This window comes from Flavitalea flava (assembly GCF_054461575.1).
Map to the genome: position 1 here is coordinate 713,124 of NZ_JBTLQH010000001.1, position 15,623 is coordinate 728,746.

The window sequence follows — 15,623 nt, forward strand, 5'->3', positions numbered from 1 at the left end:
AAATTATGAGAAGTATATATTTCATTGGATGCTTGGGAATACTCAGCCTGTTCCAGCTATCCTGTACCAAATCAGACCTGGCTAAGATCAATACCAAACCCGGGGTTCTGCCCTTTGCTCCGCCGGAAGGATTGTTCCTGACTGCTACTCTTGTCACGCAGAGCAGCGTGGAATACTTTTATGACCTCAACCGGTTTATGTTTCCTATATCTCAGATTTTTACGAATAATGCAAAAGGGGTATCGGTTACTACGTTTACCGAATCGAGTCCGATAACTTACCGGTATAATAATTTTTTCGCGACATCCAATGATCCAAAGGTTCCAACCGGGATCGGTAATTATTTAACGGATGCCGAAAGACAATTTGATACTTTGCCTGCGGCTTATCAGGGGGCAAGACTATCCTGGAAACCAATCTTTCATATACTCAAGGCTTATTACGGGTTTTATGTTTCCGATGTATACGGCACTATTGCCTATAGCCAGGCATTTAAGGCAAAGGACGGTCTCACCCGCCCGGTTTACGATCCTCAGCAAGCCTTGTTCGATACGCTGGACAATCAATTAAAGTTGGCCGTTATAGATCTGAAAGCCGCATCAGCCGCTTCGGGTCAAACGCTTCTGGCTAATTATGATCTGTATTTTGGCGCTAAAAGTGATGAATTAACCAAATGGATAAGAGCTGCCAACTCCCTACGACTTAAAATAGCCATGCGTCTGATGAAAAGGGACCCGGCTAAATTGGCAGCGGTTGCCGCAGAAGTGATTGCGGATCCGGTAGGACTGATGTTCAGCAACGATGACAGCTGGCTCTTCCAGCCGAATAACACCTACACAGGTGGTTCAGGGGGTAACTGGGATCCATTCAGCAGCGGCGGCGGTGGAAAAGGAATAAAGGGAACAATTGATTTTATGTGGAATAATGCCGATCCCCGCATGCCTCTTTTTTATCAGCAAAATAATTATACTCAGGATAATATTAACGCTGCAATAGATTCAAACAAATTAGCTCCGGGTACCATTTCTCCGGCCCGTCGTTATGTGGGTTCCTATGCCAGCCCTGATGCGGCAAACGCAACAGTCAATAGCAGGCTGCAGTCAACGATCTTTGTAAAAGGTTCTCTGACACTGGATACCTTATCTTCTATCCAGGACAGGTTGATCTCCCCTGGAAACAGCAAGGGCACAGGAAATGGAACTGGCAGCGCTACCTTTATCCTGATTTCCTATGCCGATGTATGTTTCATGCGCGCAGAACTGGCGGCCCGTGGTATCACGTCGGATATTGCAGAAGATTGGTATAAGGCAGGTGTAACCGCATCCATTTCCATGTATGATAATATTGCAGCATTAGCGCAGGTTTATGATTATAAATCTGTTGATCCGGTTAAAATAACAGCTTACCTGGATTCTCCTGCCGTGAAATTTAATTCAGGCAAAGCTTTGGAGCAGATTACCACCCAGGCCTATATCAATTACTTTTTGCAGCCCAACGAAGCCTGGGCGCTCCTGAAAAGGACAGGTATGCCGAATGCATCCACCACCCTGGTGTATGAGACCTTTATGATCAACGGATCACCAGCACCTTATCCCCGGCGTGCAACGCTGAATATCCCTTCAGAAGCCGATGATAATTACGCGAATGAAAAAGCAGCTCTCGACGGTATGGTCGCAAATCCTGATTTCGGCGTGCCAGGTGACAATACCGGCAGAGTCTGGTGGGACAAGAAATAGTACACTGCGATACACATGAGATAATATAGGAAAGGGGAACTTTTCGCAACCCGTTCAGGAGACTCCCGGTAATTTACCGGGAGCCTCCTTTTCCTTTTAAAAGCCTAAATTAGTAACCTGGTTGGTATTTTAATTTTTATACGGATGAAACGGATATGTTATTTACTCTGCCTGGTCATCCCGGTGCTGGTCTTCGGCCAATCCTCCGGTCAATCTTCCGGCCAAATGGCCTGTGCACCGCCACCCCGTATCGGGTCATTAACCGGCCAACTGGCCGGTTTACAGCCTGCCAACCGTAGTATTCCCTCGCCTTCCTCCCTTACCCTGTCCGATCTGCACCATAAAAAGACCTCTCCCCGGCTAACCGGTGAACAGCAGTATTATGTCTTTGTATTCCTTTCTCCTGAATGCCCGCTTTGTCAGAACTATACCACCTTGTTGAACAAACTTTTTGACCGGTACGATGGTCAGATCGCCTTTTATGGGATCATTCCCGGTAAAAGCTATACTGCTGAGGTAGTGGAAAAATTCAGAACGGACTATTCTGTAAAATTCGATCTTTTATTCGACCCTGCATTTCTGTTGACCCGCATGGTAAAAGCCACCACCACACCGGAAGTGTTTTTGATCAGTAAAAAGAACGAGATTATTTATTCCGGATTGATTGATAATTGGGCAGCCTCTCTGGGAGTAAAAAGAACAGTGGTCACCGAACATTATCTGGCTGAAGGGATCGATTCCTCGCTTCGCCATTTATCGTTAAAAACTAAAATGACCCGACCTGTCGGTTGCCTGATCAATAACTATTGAACCTGTTATGAAAAAAAATAATTCTCCTTTCCATCATTTACCTTTCTTTACTTACTCCTTTGCCCGCCTGCTTTTGCTGACCGGGTTTCTTTGGTTGGCGACCCTTGTAAAAACGCAAGCTGTGAACGCTCAGAACCCTGCCTATACCTACAATGATATTGCTCCCCTTATTGAAGCTAAATGTGCTGTCTGTCATCATCCCGGTACAAGCGCGCCTTTTGACCTGCTGACTTATGAAGATGTTGCCAAACGTTCTTCTTTCATCAGGCGTGTCATTAACGAACGGTTCATGCCGCCATGGAAAGCCGATCCGCATTATGTATCCTTTCGCAATGAACGGATATTGACCACGGAAGAGATCCAAAAGATCACCCAATGGGTGGATGCGGGCGCTCCCCGGGGAAATGCGCCAAAGACTCCGGCAAACAAAACTCCTTTTATCGCAGGTACCCGTTTCAACCGGGCTCCCGATCTGATCCTGTCCCTCAGGAAAGCATTCTTGGTAAAGGGTGATCGCCAGGAACGTTTCCTGGTCTTTCGGATTCCGTATGAAGTAGATGAGGAGAAAAATGTGGAAGCGATTGAATTTACTTCGGACAATTACAAACTGCTTCATCACGCCAACTTTGGATTTCATCAGACCTATTCTTCTTCCAGTCACCTGGAAATTCCGGATAGCGTCGATCTGATCAATGATCCGGGAAAATATGCCAATTATAATTTGTTATCCGGCCGACTGGTCTATTATTCAGGATGGATACCCGGCACTACTTATGAGTCTTATCCTAAAAATATGGGCTGGGTATTGCCCAAACGAGGAATGGTGCTGCTCTATATGCATTATGCGCCCACTTCCGTTGATGCCAGTGTGAATGGAGAGATCCACCTTTTTTTCCGGAAGGAGCCCATTGAAAGAACGATCAGCGTGGTCAATATCGGTACAGGAGGAAAAGGGGATATTACTCCGCCCCTGCTTATCCCACCCGATTCCGTAATGACGGTAAAGGCCACGATACTAACCAGGGTAGATCAATCTCTGTTGTTTGCCTGGCCCCATATGCATTTGTTGGGCAAATCCTTTAAGGCCTATGCTGTTACTCCTTTAAAAGATACAATACCCCTGATCTTCATTCCCTCCTGGGATTTTAACTGGCAGGATATTTATCAATACCGGAATTTGTTGAAGGTACCCGCCTCTTCGGTGATTACGATAGAAGCCACTTATGATAATACCCGGAATAATCCGCGCAATCCTTTTAATCCTCCGAGGACAATCACTTCCGATCAGCATGCGATCATGAAGACTACCGATGAAATGCTTAACCTTTTACTGATCTATGTACCTTATCAGGCCGGAGACGAAAAGTTACCCCTGGAATAAGAAGTAACAGACCTGGATTATCCGTTCCTATTTGGAACCCAGGTCGGGCCGCATAAAAAGGATTTCCGACCAGCTATGATCCAGATGATCCCTGATACTTTGCATATAGGATTCATAGGACCCGGTTCCGTTCTCCGTTTCATACCGGTCCTTAAAGGGTTTGCGAAATCCTTTTTCCCGCTCCATTAACCCCTGTTTGTAGCGGGTGACCAATAGGTATTGCGAAGGCCCGGAGGAACTGGAGGCATAGACAGCTACGGATTGGTTACCGGATGTCCATACTTTTTTTATCTGTTTGATCAGGTCTTCGACTTTATCTCCCCAACCTGGTTTGGGAAATACATGGGTGATGGCGATTTTATCCGCATAGTCCGTTAACTGGACCGTACTTAATTCTTCCTGGTACTCCGCATAGGTGGCCGAATACCTTTCGGTAAGCGTAGGCGCTACATTCTTCACCCAATCATTCATATGTTCAACCCCGAGATTTCCCCTTTTGTCAATTTGGTCCCAGCTATTTGGGCCCTCATTGATCTGGTAGCCTCCGGCATCCGGTCCGGACTGAATTTGTAAAACCCTCCATTTCCAATCCCCGGTATGATATTTTTGGGCATGATTGGACAGGGCTTTTTCAAACTCCAGCATTTTATCCATTTTGGGAAAATACCTTTCAGCACTCACGACATTTTTCACCTGGCTAAGTCCCGTTAATGGAAGCAATAACCAGATAATAAGAAGCTTTCTCATTTTTTACTATTTTAAACAATGAAGAAATAAAGAATCCAGGTATATCGGTCAGATAAGGATCAACCTAAGGATATGCGTAAGGATAGGTAGTGTGTGTGGCTTTGTTTCGGAGGGATGACGCTACTTTAAGGTAGACATAATGCACCCATAACCCTTTAATGTAAAGTAATGGAGAAAGATTGGGCCCAAGTGGGGTGTGACTGAATGAGAAACGTTTCTTACCAGAGGGCATGAGATTAGCTGGAACAGGAATATGTATAGGAGACGGAAAAATAAATAGGGGAAGGAATAAATCCAAACCTAAGATACATTTAGTTTTTTAATAATACAAATTTAAATAAGAAACCCCTGGTTCCATACCGGCCTCGCGCAGATTATACAGAACCAGGGGCTATTGCGAACAGTAATAAATAGAGTTGCCTGGAAATCGTTTATCTGAAATTTCGCAGTAAGGCGTTATTAAAGGTTTTTATGCTCCAGTTACCCGGGACGATGATACGACGAAGGGTAAATAACGGATCATTCGGATCTTTTTTGTCCGCCAGTTGGAAGGCAGCGATAAACCCTCTTTTCTTCAATTCAGGAATAGCCTGTGGGTTCCACAATCCGAAAGGATAGGCAAAATAACGGATTGGCGTTCCGGTGATCGCTTCGAGCTGTTTGGTTGGCTTATCGATTTGGATCGCCCAATCATTCCCCTGGTATTTTTTCACGTTGTGATGATCCCAGGTATGGCTGCCAATCACGTTCCCTGCAGTATATAATTCTTTAACCTGTTCTTTGGTCATATAATGCGGAAGCCTGTTCAGGGAAACCGTCATAATAAAGAAAACGGCTTTGAACCCCAGTTTTTTTAATTCCGGAAAGGCTACCGTATATTGATCTTCATCAGTATCGTCGAAGGTGAGCATCACCGGTTTTTCGGGAAGGGATGCGCCGGTAGTCAGATAGGCGTACAACTGATCGGGCAAAATAGTATGATAGCCGCTATCCTTCAACATTTTTAATTGCCCCTTCAGGATGGCGGGAGGAATAATATAATCTCTTGCCGTTTTTGAATCGGTAGGTTTCCAATCCCGAACCTGGTGGTAACAGAGAATGGGAACTTCCTTACGGGCAAAAATAACGGAAGGCGGAGGAACCTTTCCCCCTGGCAGAGGAGAGGGCGGTTGAGCGGTCGTGTCAGCAGCAGCGGAGGATGAATCCGGAGAGGTTGCCGTTGCTGCTGTTTTTTTCGAATCAGCACTGGATCCGCAGGCCGTAAAAACAAAGAATAGAGTAGCGAGGCATGTACCCCCTAATCCCCTGAAGGGGGAATGGGATGGCGACAACCGAAAATTGGCAAATGAAAAGTTCATGTTAATTTATGAGTTTCTATAGTTGGTAAATTCTTACATTTAAATTTTCAAGGATTACATTCCCCTTCAGTGGGTTAGGAGGATCATTCCTGCAATTTCTTCCAGGAAACGCTTATCCACTTCATCGAACTCATTCAACCGTTCACTATCGACGTCCAGGACACCGGCTACTTTTCCTGCATGAAAAAAGGGAACCACGATCTCGGATTTTGACGAACTGCTGCAGGCAATATGCCCGGGAAAAGCTTCCACATCCGGAACGATAATAGTTTGGGCTTTTTCCCAGCTGGTACCACAGACGCCTTTTCCTTTATAGATCCGCGTACAGGCGACAGGTCCCTGGAAAGGGCCTACGACCAATTGCTCTTTATTCTGCCCGTCCTCCTGCTCTATGGTCCGGACAAGATAAAATCCCACCCAAAGCCAGCCGAATTGTTCTTTCAGTGCTGCTGCGATATTGGCCAGATTGGCAACCAGGTCGGTTTCTCCTTCAACCAGACCTTTGATCTGGGGAAGGAGGGAGGTATACCTTTCGGTTTTGCTACCCGTGATAATATGCAGGTCTTCGGACATCGCGCAAAGGTAAGTATTCCGGAAAAGGATTAAGGACTAAAAAATAAAAATCCATCCCAACTCTTTCTTAACTTACAACAACTTATTACCTTAACTTATTGCCATTTTCATTGAGAATATTACTAGTATATGCCAAGATTTACCATTGATCCGGACATTGCGAGGGCCAAAACTCCTGATACAGGATTTTATAAGGATCCGTTACTGTTCGAGCTGGCAAAGGAACAGTTATTTGCCCCTTCCTGGCAATTCATAGGCCATCGGGAGCTGGTGGACGGACCGGGAGAAGTTTATCCGTTCACCCTGCTTGAAAATTACCTGGATGAACCCTTGATGCTGGCAAGCGACAAGGACAAGGTTGTGCGGGTACTGTCCAATGTTTGTACGCACCGGGGAAATATTATTGCCGGAGAACCTTGTAAGGTCAGCCATCTCCGCTGCCGCTATCATGGCCGGTTATTTCAGCTGGACGGGAAATTCCAGTCCATGCCCGAATTCAGGGAAGTAAAGGATTTTCCGAGCAGGGACGATGATCTTAAACAATTACCCCTGGTCCAATGGGGGAAATGGCTTTTCACAACACTGGGTAATTCGGGAAGCGGCATTTTGGGAAGTGGAACATCCGCTGATGATAGGTTAACGAACGGACCAAACGATTTTCTCAAAGACATGATGGAAAGGATGCATTGGCTTCCTTTGGATAAATTTGTCTTTCGCCCTGACCTGTCCCGGGATTTTACCGTTAAAGCCAATTGGGCGCTTTATTGCGAGAACTACCTGGAGGGATTCCATATTCCGTTCGTACATGCCGGTCTGAATGCAGTCATAGATTTTGGTAATTATACTACCGAATTGTTCAGCTATTCCAATCTGCAGCTGGGCATTGCCAAGGATGGGGAGGATTGTTTTGATCTGCCCGCCTCTTCGCCCGATCATGGCAAAAAAGTAGCTGCTTATTATTTTTTTATTTTCCCAAATATGATGTTTAACTTTTATCCCTGGGGCCTTTCCGTTAATATCGTGAAACCGCAGGGAATTCAGGAAACGAAGGTTTCTTTCCTGACCTATGTGTCGGATGAATCTAAATATAACAAAGGGGCAGGTTCCGGGTTGGATGAAGTCGAGCATGAAGATGAGGAAGTGGTGGAAGCGGTCCAGAAAGGGATTCTTTCCCGATTTTACCGTCATGGCCGATACTCGGTAACCCGTGAGCAGGGCACCCATCATTTTCACCGGATCATGGCGGAATTGATGAAGTAAAACCCCGTATTTTTCTGTTCGTTGTTTCTGTTCTTTGCTTTTGTTCGTTGCTTTTGTTTTCTTCTTAAACCTTATACCTATACCATGCTCAAACATGCCTTGATCCTATTGATCTTTTGCCCATTCCTAAGTCCGTTAACTTCCGTTCATTTCTCTTCCGTTCATTACCCTCCCTTTCATTCTCCTGCTACCCATTCACCCTCCAGCCATTCTTTCTCCAGCCATTACTCATCCGTCAATTACTCTGTTCTGTCATCGGAAAATGTATTGCAGGATACCCTTTATTTACTACGGCCTGACCGGGTCTTTGATGGGGAACAAATGCGGGAAGGCTGGGAGGTACTTATTCACGACCATGTCATTGAAGCGGCCGGTCCGGTAGAAAGTATTAAAATACCATCCGGGACGATCATTATAGAACTGAAAGGAACAACCTTATTGCCCGGTCTGATAGAAGGGCATAGTCATTTATTCCTGCATCCTTATAATGAAGTATCCTGGGATGACCAGGTATTAAAGGAGTCGAGAGCGGAGCGGGTGGCAAGGGCAACCGTTCATGCCAGGAAAACCTTGTTGGCGGGTTTCACGACGACCCGGGATTTAGGTACCGAAGGGTCGGGTTACGACGATGTGGGACTAAAGGAAGCGATCGAAAAAGGAATTATTCCCGGCCCTCATATGCTCGTTGCTACCCGGGCCATCGTCGCAACAGGGAGTTATGGCCCTAAAGAACTAAGTTATGATATTCCCGTTCTCAGGGGCGCTGCGGAAGCCGATGGGACGGATGCGCTGATAAGAGAAGCGAGGACGCAGATTGGGAAAGGGGCTGATCTGGTAAAAGTTTATGCCGATTATCGCTGGGGTCTGAATAAACAAACTGCACCCACATTCACCGAGGAAGAATTGAAGGAGCTGGTGAATGTGGCCGGGAGTAGTGGGAGGCCGGTAGTTGTGCATGCTTCCTCCGCTGAAGGAATGCGTCGGGCAATCCGGGCGGGTGTTTCTACCATCGAACATGGTGATGACGGTACCCCTGAACTTTTCAGGGCGATGAAAGAAAAAGGGATTGCGTTTTGCCCGACATTGGCGGCAGGTGATGCAATACTGCAATACCGGGGATGGAAAAAAGGTATTGACCAGGACCCTCCGGCTATTGCAAAAAAAAGAAAAACATTTCAGGATGCCCTGGCTTCCGGGGTGACCATTTGTATGGGAGGAGATGTCGGGGTGTATGCGCACGGAGACAATGCCCGTGAAATGGAGGCCATGGTCGAATATGGTATGAAACCTATCGATGTACTCCGGTCGGCTACCTCAGTCAATGCGGATGTATTTAAGATCGGGGACCGGGTTGGCCGGATAAGGGCCGGTCTGTTGGCTGACCTGGTGATTGTCGAAGGGAATCCGTCAACAGACATTTCCCGGGTGCGTAAGGTTAAATGGGTGATGAAAGAAGGGGTAATTTATAACCCCTGATCCCGGGTAGGCATATAGTCCTTGATGGACTTGGTGTCCTTGATGGAATGAATTCTTTTTATCCCTTTGTCAGCTTTGTGATTAAGGCGGCATGCTGTGGAAATTGGCGGTTTAGGGAGTCCCGTTCTGCCAATTCAAAATCGGCAAAATCAAAACCCGGGGCAACGGTACAACCGACCAGGGCGTATTCGCTACCCTCCGCAGGGACAGAGGCAAACCAGCTGCCGGCCCGGATCATGGTCTGAAACTGTTCACCTTTTTCAATGTCGCTGCCTAAGCGGTGGATCGCCAGGGTTCCATCTTGTTTGATTTCAAAAATAAGGAGCGGGTCTCCATAATAAAAATGCCATCCTTCATCCGAGGCAATGCGATGAAAGGCGGAGAATTGCCCTTTTCCCAATAAAAAATAAATGCTGGTGGAAATATTTCTTTCTCCCTTGAAAACAGCAGGCAGCGATCCTTTAGGGATCGTTACTGTTGAACGATAGACTTCCCGGAATGCGCCTCCCTCAATATGTTGGGTAAGCGCTAACTTATCTATCCAATAGTCTGCTGTTGGGCGCATAGCCTGTCAGGGTTCAATGTGGACACGGGTGGCATAGTTGGAAGACAGCGAATCCTTAATATAAGCGGTATCCTTTATAGCGGCAGGGAATTGAAAATAAAGTTTGAAATACGATGAATCTTTTTGATCCATTTTAACAGCCAGCTGAAAACCCAGTAATTGGTTATAGCGGCGAAGAGCCCTGCTTTTTCTGTCCGTTTCCAGGATAACCCATTTATACAAATGCTGACCGGTTGCGGGCAAAGGCGTATTGGCGGTTAAACTATCCGGTTTCCGGGAAACGCCGGAATCAGGCCTTTGTGAAGTAGCCGGTGTGGCAGCGGACCTTGAGGTATCTGTTTTTGGTGTATCTGCTATGACCGTGGCCGTGTTTTCAGGAGTTGGTTCAATAAATGTATTCCGTTTGTACAGGTGGTATCCCCCCCAGCCGATGGCCACAAGGACTGCAATAGCAAGGGTCACCAGTACTATTTGCCGGGCATTATTCGTCTTGGGGGCATGGCTGCGCTGTTCATATTCATGGTCCGGCTCATCAAAAGTTGGTTTTTTCTTCTCGACCCTTTCTTTTTTCTCCTGGCTGGGTTCTTCCAGACGGGTAGTACTATATTCTCCTGGGGTAAATTCGAATTTTCCGCTGTTTACTTTTACCAGCGTTCCGATTCCTTCCAGGTAAAAGACCTTTCCGATATTAAGCAATTGTTTGCCGGTGGTGAGGAAAAAATCCAGGTCCGCGGCAGCGAGAGGTTTCATTTTTCCGGTATGCTCCTTAATGAACTGTACCAGGGCGTCATCGGCGGTATGGATGACCGTATTCTTGAAGGTGATTCCCGTTGCCGGAATTTGCGGATTTTTGTCGGAAATTTCAGGGATAACGGCCGCAGGATCTAATACAAAACTTCCGATTCCAGGCAGATCCAGCTTTTTATTCTGATATAGGAACAGCGATAATAGTTGAGGTAGCTTCAAATCGAATGGATTTTGAGATGGGCTAAAGATAAAAAAACTTCCCGTAAAATACAGTAAATGATAAATAGTTCTGTTTGCACGACTTAATTTGCAGATTAAATCGGATTATGGTCGTTTAAATAAAAAATCATGCTTACCCCGGAAGAGAAAGCCTTTCTACAATATTGGAAGGAGAATCGTGATCGTCAGAAAAAAATATTCCGGCAGTTCCTGGTGGGTATTCCAATAGGCTTGCTTTTTGTCATTCCCATCGCCATTAATCTTTTTTCAGGATGGGATAAGCGGGCGGAAATGGAGGCCAACAGCCCGCGGTTTAACCCGCTGGTGCTGCTTATTGCGCTTTTATGTATTGTATGCTTTACTGCCATTTTTTACCGGCAGCACAGGTGGGATCAATATGAGCAGCGATACCTGGAATTAAAGGCCAGGCAATCTCAGGAACTTGCGCAGGATACCAAAGAGAATAAGGATACCAACGAGAATAATGCAAAAAATGAATTGGCAACAGGGGATATAACGAACGGGAAGGAAACAAATCCTGGTAGGGCCGATGAAGAAAAAACAAAAGAAGAATAAAAAAATAATCTTTTTTTAATTTCCCTTGCAGCAATTCAGATTGAAGGGTTGTCTATTTGCTAGGGAACTATATTGCGAAAAATAATTTCATGAGGAATTTAGTGTGTGGGTTAATATTTGTTTCCTTTTATTTTGCAGCTTGTTCGAAGAAGAGTTGTGATTACAAAGACGATGGAATTATAGCGCCAATAGTTGAACAACAGGCAGTTAAACATTATTTAGATTCTTTAGGTATAATTGCAGCTCTTCATCCCAGAGGTTTTTATTATAAAGTACTGACGCCTGGTGAAGGAGTGCCGCCCGGAGAATGTTCAGAAATCACCTTATCCTATAAAGGAAAGTTAACAAACGAGACGGTTTTTGCTCAACAAAGCAGTTTTGTCACCAAATTGGCAAACCTGATTGATGGATGGCAGCAAGGAGTACCGCTTATCAGGAAGGGAGGAGACATTCAACTTTTCATTCCTCCTTCACTTGGTTATGGCGGGCAATCTCAAAAAGATGCAACTACCGGTAATATCGTTATCCCATCGTTTTCCATCCTGATTTTTTATATTCATCTGCTTGATGTGCAGTAACCATGAACTACCTGCTAACAGCCCTGGGTTTCTCTCAGGGCTTTTTTTTTGGCAAGTAGGGTATTTAGAAAATTTACCCCACTTGCCAAAAAAGTTTAATAATGAGCCTTCGGCTAATGGACCCGTGGTCCATTCTGTTTTGCCCATGCCCGGGGCTCTCGGTTTAAACTTGTCGCCCCGGGCATTCGGGCAAAAAAATCAAGGGCGTCGCGCCCTAACGGAGCGAAGCGAACGTTACGAACGAGTTTTGAACAGTGTTCAAAACGAAGTTCAGGTTTCCCTTGGGAATCCCCTTTGAAAATGACATTTACTTTTCAAAAACCCTTTATAAAGTCATATCCTTATCCGTTCAATTACCATTCCTTCCACCCCTTTTTCCCTCTATCCTTAAAGGAAGGTTGGCAAATTTTCAACATATTGAAAATTAAGTAGTTGCAAAAAGTTCAACCTTCCTTCAAAAAAAAACATATATACCCCCTTGGCCCTCATAACGTATTGATTTACAATGAAACCTTCAATTTCCCGCAAAAAGACGATCGCTTCTTTGTAATTTCGCTCTAACAAAAATTGTCAACAACTTGCCACACGAAGCCATTTCCATATTCGATATGTTCAAAATAGGGGTGGGCCCATCCAGTTCGCATACCCTGGGTCCCTGGAGAGCCGCTCAGCGTTTCATAGCCTCCATGCAGGACAAACATAACCTTCCCGGTCTGCAATCAGTAAAGGTCTTATTATATGGTTCCCTTGCCAAAACGGGAAAGGGACACGGAACGGATATTGCGATTCAGCTGGGGCTGGCTGGAGAAGATCCTGTTACCTTCGACATTGGTAAAATTGGCAGCGCCATCCAGTCCATTGCTGACCAAAAGAAGTTACGAATTAATGGGTTAAAAGAAATCGATTTTGATCCGCAGACGGATATCGTTTTCCTTTTTAAGGAATCTTTGCCCTTTCACCCCAATGCTATGACTTTTCTGGCTACCATGAATAGCGGGGAACAATGGGCGGAGACCTGGTATTCCATCGGAGGCGGTTTTGTCCGGAAAGAGGAAGAAGAACAAGGAGGAAATTCCTCGGTTCAATTGCCTTTTCCCATCGACACCAATTCCGATCTGCTCCATTGGTGCCGGAAAACGGGTATGAGTATAAGTGAGGTAGTTATGGAAAATGAAGGCGCCTGGCGCACCGAAAAACAAACACTTGACGGTATCCTTACTATTTGGCGGGTCATGCAGGAATGTATTTACCGGGGATGCCATGCAGAAGGAATGTTACCTGGTGGCCTTCATGTTACCCGCAGAGCGGCAGCTCTGAATAAAAAACTCACAGGTGACAGGGCCTATAACAATTTTGAGTCCTGGGTCAGAGCCATCCGGGAAGGAGGAAACGATTTTAAATATACCCTGGATTGGGTCAGTTGTTTTGCCCTGGCGGTAAATGAGGAGAACGCTTCGTTCGGCAGGGTCGTAACAGCCCCCACAAATGGAGCAGCAGGGGTAATTCCGGCCGTATTGCAATATTATGTCATATTCTGTGACGGATTTAAGGAGGAAAAGATCATTCAATTCCTGCTGACGGCTTCAGAAATAGGAAGCATTTTTAAAAAAGGAGCTACCATTTCTGCGGCGATGGGAGGATGCCAGGCGGAGATCGGTGTTTCTTCTGCCATGGCAGCAGCGGCCCTGACTGAATGTATGGGTGGATCCCAGCGTCAGGCCATGATGGCGGCAGAAATTGCCATGGAACATCACCTGGGGCTTACCTGTGACCCGATAGGGGGGCTTGTACAGATCCCTTGTATCGAAAGGAATACAATGGGAGCCATCAAAGCGATCACTGCCTCCCAGCTAGCCTTGCAGAGTACCCCGGATTTTGCCAAAGTGTCCCTGGATGCGGTAATCAACACCATGTGGAATACGGCCCAGGACATGAATAGTAAATATAAAGAGACCTCGGATGGAGGGCTGGCCGTCCAGATCCCGCTTGGTCTTAGTGAATGCTGACAAATCGGACAAAAACTGTATCACTAACGGACATTTTCCACCAGAAATCATCTACAAGTTGTTGTAAATTAATCATTTAATTAAGTGGCAATGATTTTGATCCAGGACAAGTTGAACTGATCTGTCCAAATTATGCATTATACAACCATAGAAGAGCTGCTCCTGGATGATGGTTTTCTGGCCTGGTATCATAAATCGGATGAAGAGCAGGAAAGGAAATGGAAAGAATGGATTACCGCTAACGAACCAAATCTTTTGCTGGCGCAAGAGGCTTCCGGATTCCTGGATGGTTTACATGTCCTGGAATTGGCTGAACGAGCCAAAGGCAACGCCCCCACCCCAAATCAGGTCGATGAACTATTTCGCCATATTCTACGGGAGATCGATAGCGGCATACTTAATTCAGAGAAGGATCCAGATCCATACTGTTTATATCCACATCCTTAAAATTTCTCACTTCATTATAAAGAGTATCCCTTTCTACCGGTTCCCGGTGGACCTGTTTGATCAGGGTAACCAATTGAGCGGTGGAAAGGCTGGGCGTCTGTTCTTCGCTTCCGGCCATCGAGTAGATTTTTGTGGTATCGTCGATGGTTCCGTCCAGATCGTTTACGCCGAAGGATAAGGTCAATTGGGCATTTTGTCTTCCCAGCATCGGCCAATAGGCTTTCAGGTGCGGGAAATTGTCCATATACAAACGGGCCACTGCATAAAGTTTCATGTCTTCCACCACAGAAGATTCCGGAACATGGCTCATATCGTTGCCTTTATTGCGGAATTTCAGGGGAATAAAGGTGTTGAAGCCACCGGTCCTGTCCTGGAGGCTGCGCAAACGTTCCATATGATCGATACGGTGATGGTATTGTTCGACATGGCCGTACAGCATGGTGGCATTGGTATGCATGCCTTCCCGGTGAGCCGCCTCATGGATCCGGAGCCAGCCTTCGCCATCGACCTTATCTGCGGATATGATATTTCGTACATCCGGGTGAAATATTTCCGCTCCGCCGCCGGGGAGGGAATCCAGACCCGCAGCATGCAATTTTTTCATACCTTCTTCCACGGTTAGTTTGCCTTTACGGAACATGTAATCCAGTTCCACAGCGGTAAAACCTTTGATATGAAGACCGGGGCGATGTGTTTTTATTTTTTGGAGCAATTCAACAAAAAATTCCAGGTTCATTTTTGGATGGACGCCACCGACAATGTGAACTTCCGTGACAGGTTTGCCGTCATAGCTCTTTACGATATTCAGCATTTGTTCCTGGCTCAGTTCCCAACCTTCATCCCGGTGGGCGTACAGGCGGGAATACGAACAGAACTGACAGGTAAATACACACACATTCGTTGGCTCTATATGGAAATTGCGGTTGAAATAAGTTTTATCGCCGTGCAATCTTTCCCGCACATAATTGGCCAGCGTGCCTAAATAGGGGAGTCCGCCTCTTTCAAAAAGTTCCAGCCCGTCTTCAGGGGTCAGTCTTTCCTTCCTGAGAATCTTTTCGCCTATCCGCTGTAATTCTTTATCCGTTGTTTTTAGGATCGTTTCTACCTGTATTGCTGAGCTCATAGTGCTTCCTTTGAGGGTACA

At 45.9% G+C, this 15,623-nt stretch carries 15 protein-coding genes; 9 read left to right on the top strand and 6 right to left on the bottom strand.

Annotated elements, in window-relative coordinates; genetic code table 11:
* Positions 1 to 5: 5 nt before the first annotated feature.
* The 3 genes from ACX0G9_RS02415 to ACX0G9_RS02425 all read left to right on the top strand — a co-directional run bounded on the left by ACX0G9_RS02415 (position 6) and on the right by ACX0G9_RS02425 (position 3,927).
* Complete coding sequence (locus ACX0G9_RS02415) at positions 6 to 1,736, top strand: SusD/RagB family nutrient-binding outer membrane lipoprotein (protein WP_459063249.1); 1,731 nt, start codon at positions 6 to 8, stop codon at positions 1,734 to 1,736.
* 144 nt (positions 1,737 to 1,880) lie between these two features.
* The gene (locus ACX0G9_RS02420; RefSeq protein WP_459063250.1) at positions 1,881 to 2,546 is read left to right on the top strand and encodes a redoxin domain-containing protein; all 666 of its coding nucleotides are present in this window, start codon (positions 1,881 to 1,883) and stop codon (positions 2,544 to 2,546) included.
* A 7-nt stretch (positions 2,547 to 2,553) separates the two neighbouring features.
* Positions 2,554 to 3,927 (top strand): cytochrome c, encoded by a 1,374-nt coding sequence (locus ACX0G9_RS02425; protein ID WP_459063251.1) that lies wholly within the window; start codon positions 2,554 to 2,556, stop codon positions 3,925 to 3,927.
* A gap of 27 nt (positions 3,928 to 3,954) precedes the next feature.
* On the opposite strand, the gene ACX0G9_RS02430 is transcribed toward ACX0G9_RS02425, so the two are convergent.
* From ACX0G9_RS02430 to ACX0G9_RS02440, 3 genes are all read right to left on the bottom strand, one after another.
* Entirely contained in the window at positions 3,955 to 4,674 is a 720-nt protein-coding gene (locus ACX0G9_RS02430; protein WP_459063252.1) for a hypothetical protein, read from the bottom strand.
* Positions 4,675 to 5,105: 431 nt separating this feature from the next.
* On the bottom strand, positions 5,106 to 6,032 hold the full coding sequence (locus ACX0G9_RS02435; protein WP_459063253.1) for a polysaccharide deacetylase family protein: 927 nt from the start codon (positions 6,030 to 6,032) through the stop codon (positions 5,106 to 5,108).
* A 66-nt stretch (positions 6,033 to 6,098) separates the two neighbouring features.
* Positions 6,099 to 6,605, bottom strand: a complete 507-nt coding sequence (locus ACX0G9_RS02440) for a GAF domain-containing protein (protein ID WP_459063254.1) — start codon at positions 6,603 to 6,605, stop codon at positions 6,099 to 6,101.
* A 129-nt stretch (positions 6,606 to 6,734) separates the two neighbouring features.
* Between ACX0G9_RS02440 and ACX0G9_RS02445 the strand changes: the two genes are divergently transcribed.
* A complete protein-coding gene (locus ACX0G9_RS02445) occupies positions 6,735 to 7,865 on the top strand; it encodes an aromatic ring-hydroxylating oxygenase subunit alpha (protein ID WP_459063255.1) in 1,131 nt (376 codons plus the stop codon).
* Positions 7,866 to 7,949: 84 nt separating this feature from the next.
* On the top strand, positions 7,950 to 9,341 hold the full coding sequence (locus ACX0G9_RS02450; RefSeq protein WP_459063256.1) for a metal-dependent hydrolase family protein: 1,392 nt from the start codon (positions 7,950 to 7,952) through the stop codon (positions 9,339 to 9,341).
* A 58-nt stretch (positions 9,342 to 9,399) separates the two neighbouring features.
* On the opposite strand, the gene ACX0G9_RS02455 is transcribed toward ACX0G9_RS02450, so the two are convergent.
* On the bottom strand, positions 9,400 to 9,906 hold the full coding sequence (locus ACX0G9_RS02455) for a cupin domain-containing protein (protein ID WP_459063257.1): 507 nt from the start codon (positions 9,904 to 9,906) through the stop codon (positions 9,400 to 9,402).
* Between the two features lie 6 nt (positions 9,907 to 9,912).
* Complete coding sequence (locus ACX0G9_RS02460; protein ID WP_459063258.1) at positions 9,913 to 10,872, bottom strand: hypothetical protein; 960 nt, start codon at positions 10,870 to 10,872, stop codon at positions 9,913 to 9,915.
* A gap of 129 nt (positions 10,873 to 11,001) precedes the next feature.
* Between ACX0G9_RS02460 and ACX0G9_RS02465 the strand changes: the two genes are divergently transcribed.
* The 4 genes from ACX0G9_RS02465 (at position 11,002) to ACX0G9_RS02480 (ending at position 14,479) form a co-directional block, all read left to right on the top strand.
* Positions 11,002 to 11,448 (top strand): hypothetical protein, encoded by a 447-nt coding sequence (locus ACX0G9_RS02465; protein WP_459063259.1) that lies wholly within the window; start codon positions 11,002 to 11,004, stop codon positions 11,446 to 11,448.
* An 89-nt stretch (positions 11,449 to 11,537) separates the two neighbouring features.
* Positions 11,538 to 12,026 carry an FKBP-type peptidyl-prolyl cis-trans isomerase gene (locus tag ACX0G9_RS02470; RefSeq protein ID WP_459063260.1) on the top strand — a complete coding sequence of 163 codons (489 nt, stop codon included), beginning with the start codon at positions 11,538 to 11,540 and terminating at the stop codon, positions 12,024 to 12,026.
* Between the two features lie 578 nt (positions 12,027 to 12,604).
* On the top strand, positions 12,605 to 14,032 hold the full coding sequence (locus tag ACX0G9_RS02475) for an L-serine ammonia-lyase (RefSeq protein ID WP_459063261.1): 1,428 nt from the start codon (positions 12,605 to 12,607) through the stop codon (positions 14,030 to 14,032).
* Positions 14,033 to 14,164: 132 nt separating this feature from the next.
* The gene (locus tag ACX0G9_RS02480) at positions 14,165 to 14,479 is read left to right on the top strand and encodes a hypothetical protein (RefSeq protein ID WP_459063262.1); all 315 of its coding nucleotides are present in this window, start codon (positions 14,165 to 14,167) and stop codon (positions 14,477 to 14,479) included.
* Here the strand turns inward: ACX0G9_RS02480 and mqnE are convergent.
* Positions 14,430 to 15,602 (bottom strand): aminofutalosine synthase MqnE, encoded by a 1,173-nt coding sequence (gene mqnE / locus ACX0G9_RS02485; protein WP_459063263.1) that lies wholly within the window; start codon positions 15,600 to 15,602, stop codon positions 14,430 to 14,432. The two genes, ACX0G9_RS02480 and mqnE, sit on opposite strands and share 50 nt — an antisense overlap.
* Between the last annotated feature and the right edge of the window lie 21 nt (positions 15,603 to 15,623).

Excerpts from the sequence above, each read along its gene's own strand:
- ACX0G9_RS02415 (WP_459063249.1), top strand. The coding sequence starts at position 6 with ATGAGAAGTATATATTTCATTGGATGCTTGGGAATACTCAGCCTGTTC.
- ACX0G9_RS02420 (WP_459063250.1), top strand. The coding sequence starts at position 1,881 with ATGAAACGGATATGTTATTTACTCTGCCTGGTCATCCCGGTGCTGGTC.
- ACX0G9_RS02425 (WP_459063251.1), top strand. The coding sequence starts at position 2,554 with ATGAAAAAAAATAATTCTCCTTTCCATCATTTACCTTTCTTTACTTAC.
- ACX0G9_RS02430 (WP_459063252.1), bottom strand. The coding sequence starts at position 4,674 with ATGAGAAAGCTTCTTATTATCTGGTTATTGCTTCCATTAACGGGACTT.
- ACX0G9_RS02435 (WP_459063253.1), bottom strand. The coding sequence starts at position 6,032 with ATGAACTTTTCATTTGCCAATTTTCGGTTGTCGCCATCCCATTCCCCC.
- ACX0G9_RS02440 (WP_459063254.1), bottom strand. The coding sequence starts at position 6,605 with ATGTCCGAAGACCTGCATATTATCACGGGTAGCAAAACCGAAAGGTAT.
- ACX0G9_RS02445 (WP_459063255.1), top strand. The coding sequence starts at position 6,735 with ATGCCAAGATTTACCATTGATCCGGACATTGCGAGGGCCAAAACTCCT.
- ACX0G9_RS02450 (WP_459063256.1), top strand. The coding sequence starts at position 7,950 with ATGCTCAAACATGCCTTGATCCTATTGATCTTTTGCCCATTCCTAAGT.
- ACX0G9_RS02455 (WP_459063257.1), bottom strand. The coding sequence starts at position 9,906 with ATGCGCCCAACAGCAGACTATTGGATAGATAAGTTAGCGCTTACCCAA.
- ACX0G9_RS02465 (WP_459063259.1), top strand. The coding sequence starts at position 11,002 with ATGCTTACCCCGGAAGAGAAAGCCTTTCTACAATATTGGAAGGAGAAT.
- ACX0G9_RS02470 (WP_459063260.1), top strand. The coding sequence starts at position 11,538 with ATGAGGAATTTAGTGTGTGGGTTAATATTTGTTTCCTTTTATTTTGCA.
- ACX0G9_RS02480 (WP_459063262.1), top strand. The coding sequence starts at position 14,165 with ATGCATTATACAACCATAGAAGAGCTGCTCCTGGATGATGGTTTTCTG.
- mqnE (WP_459063263.1), bottom strand. The coding sequence starts at position 15,602 with ATGAGCTCAGCAATACAGGTAGAAACGATCCTAAAAACAACGGATAAA.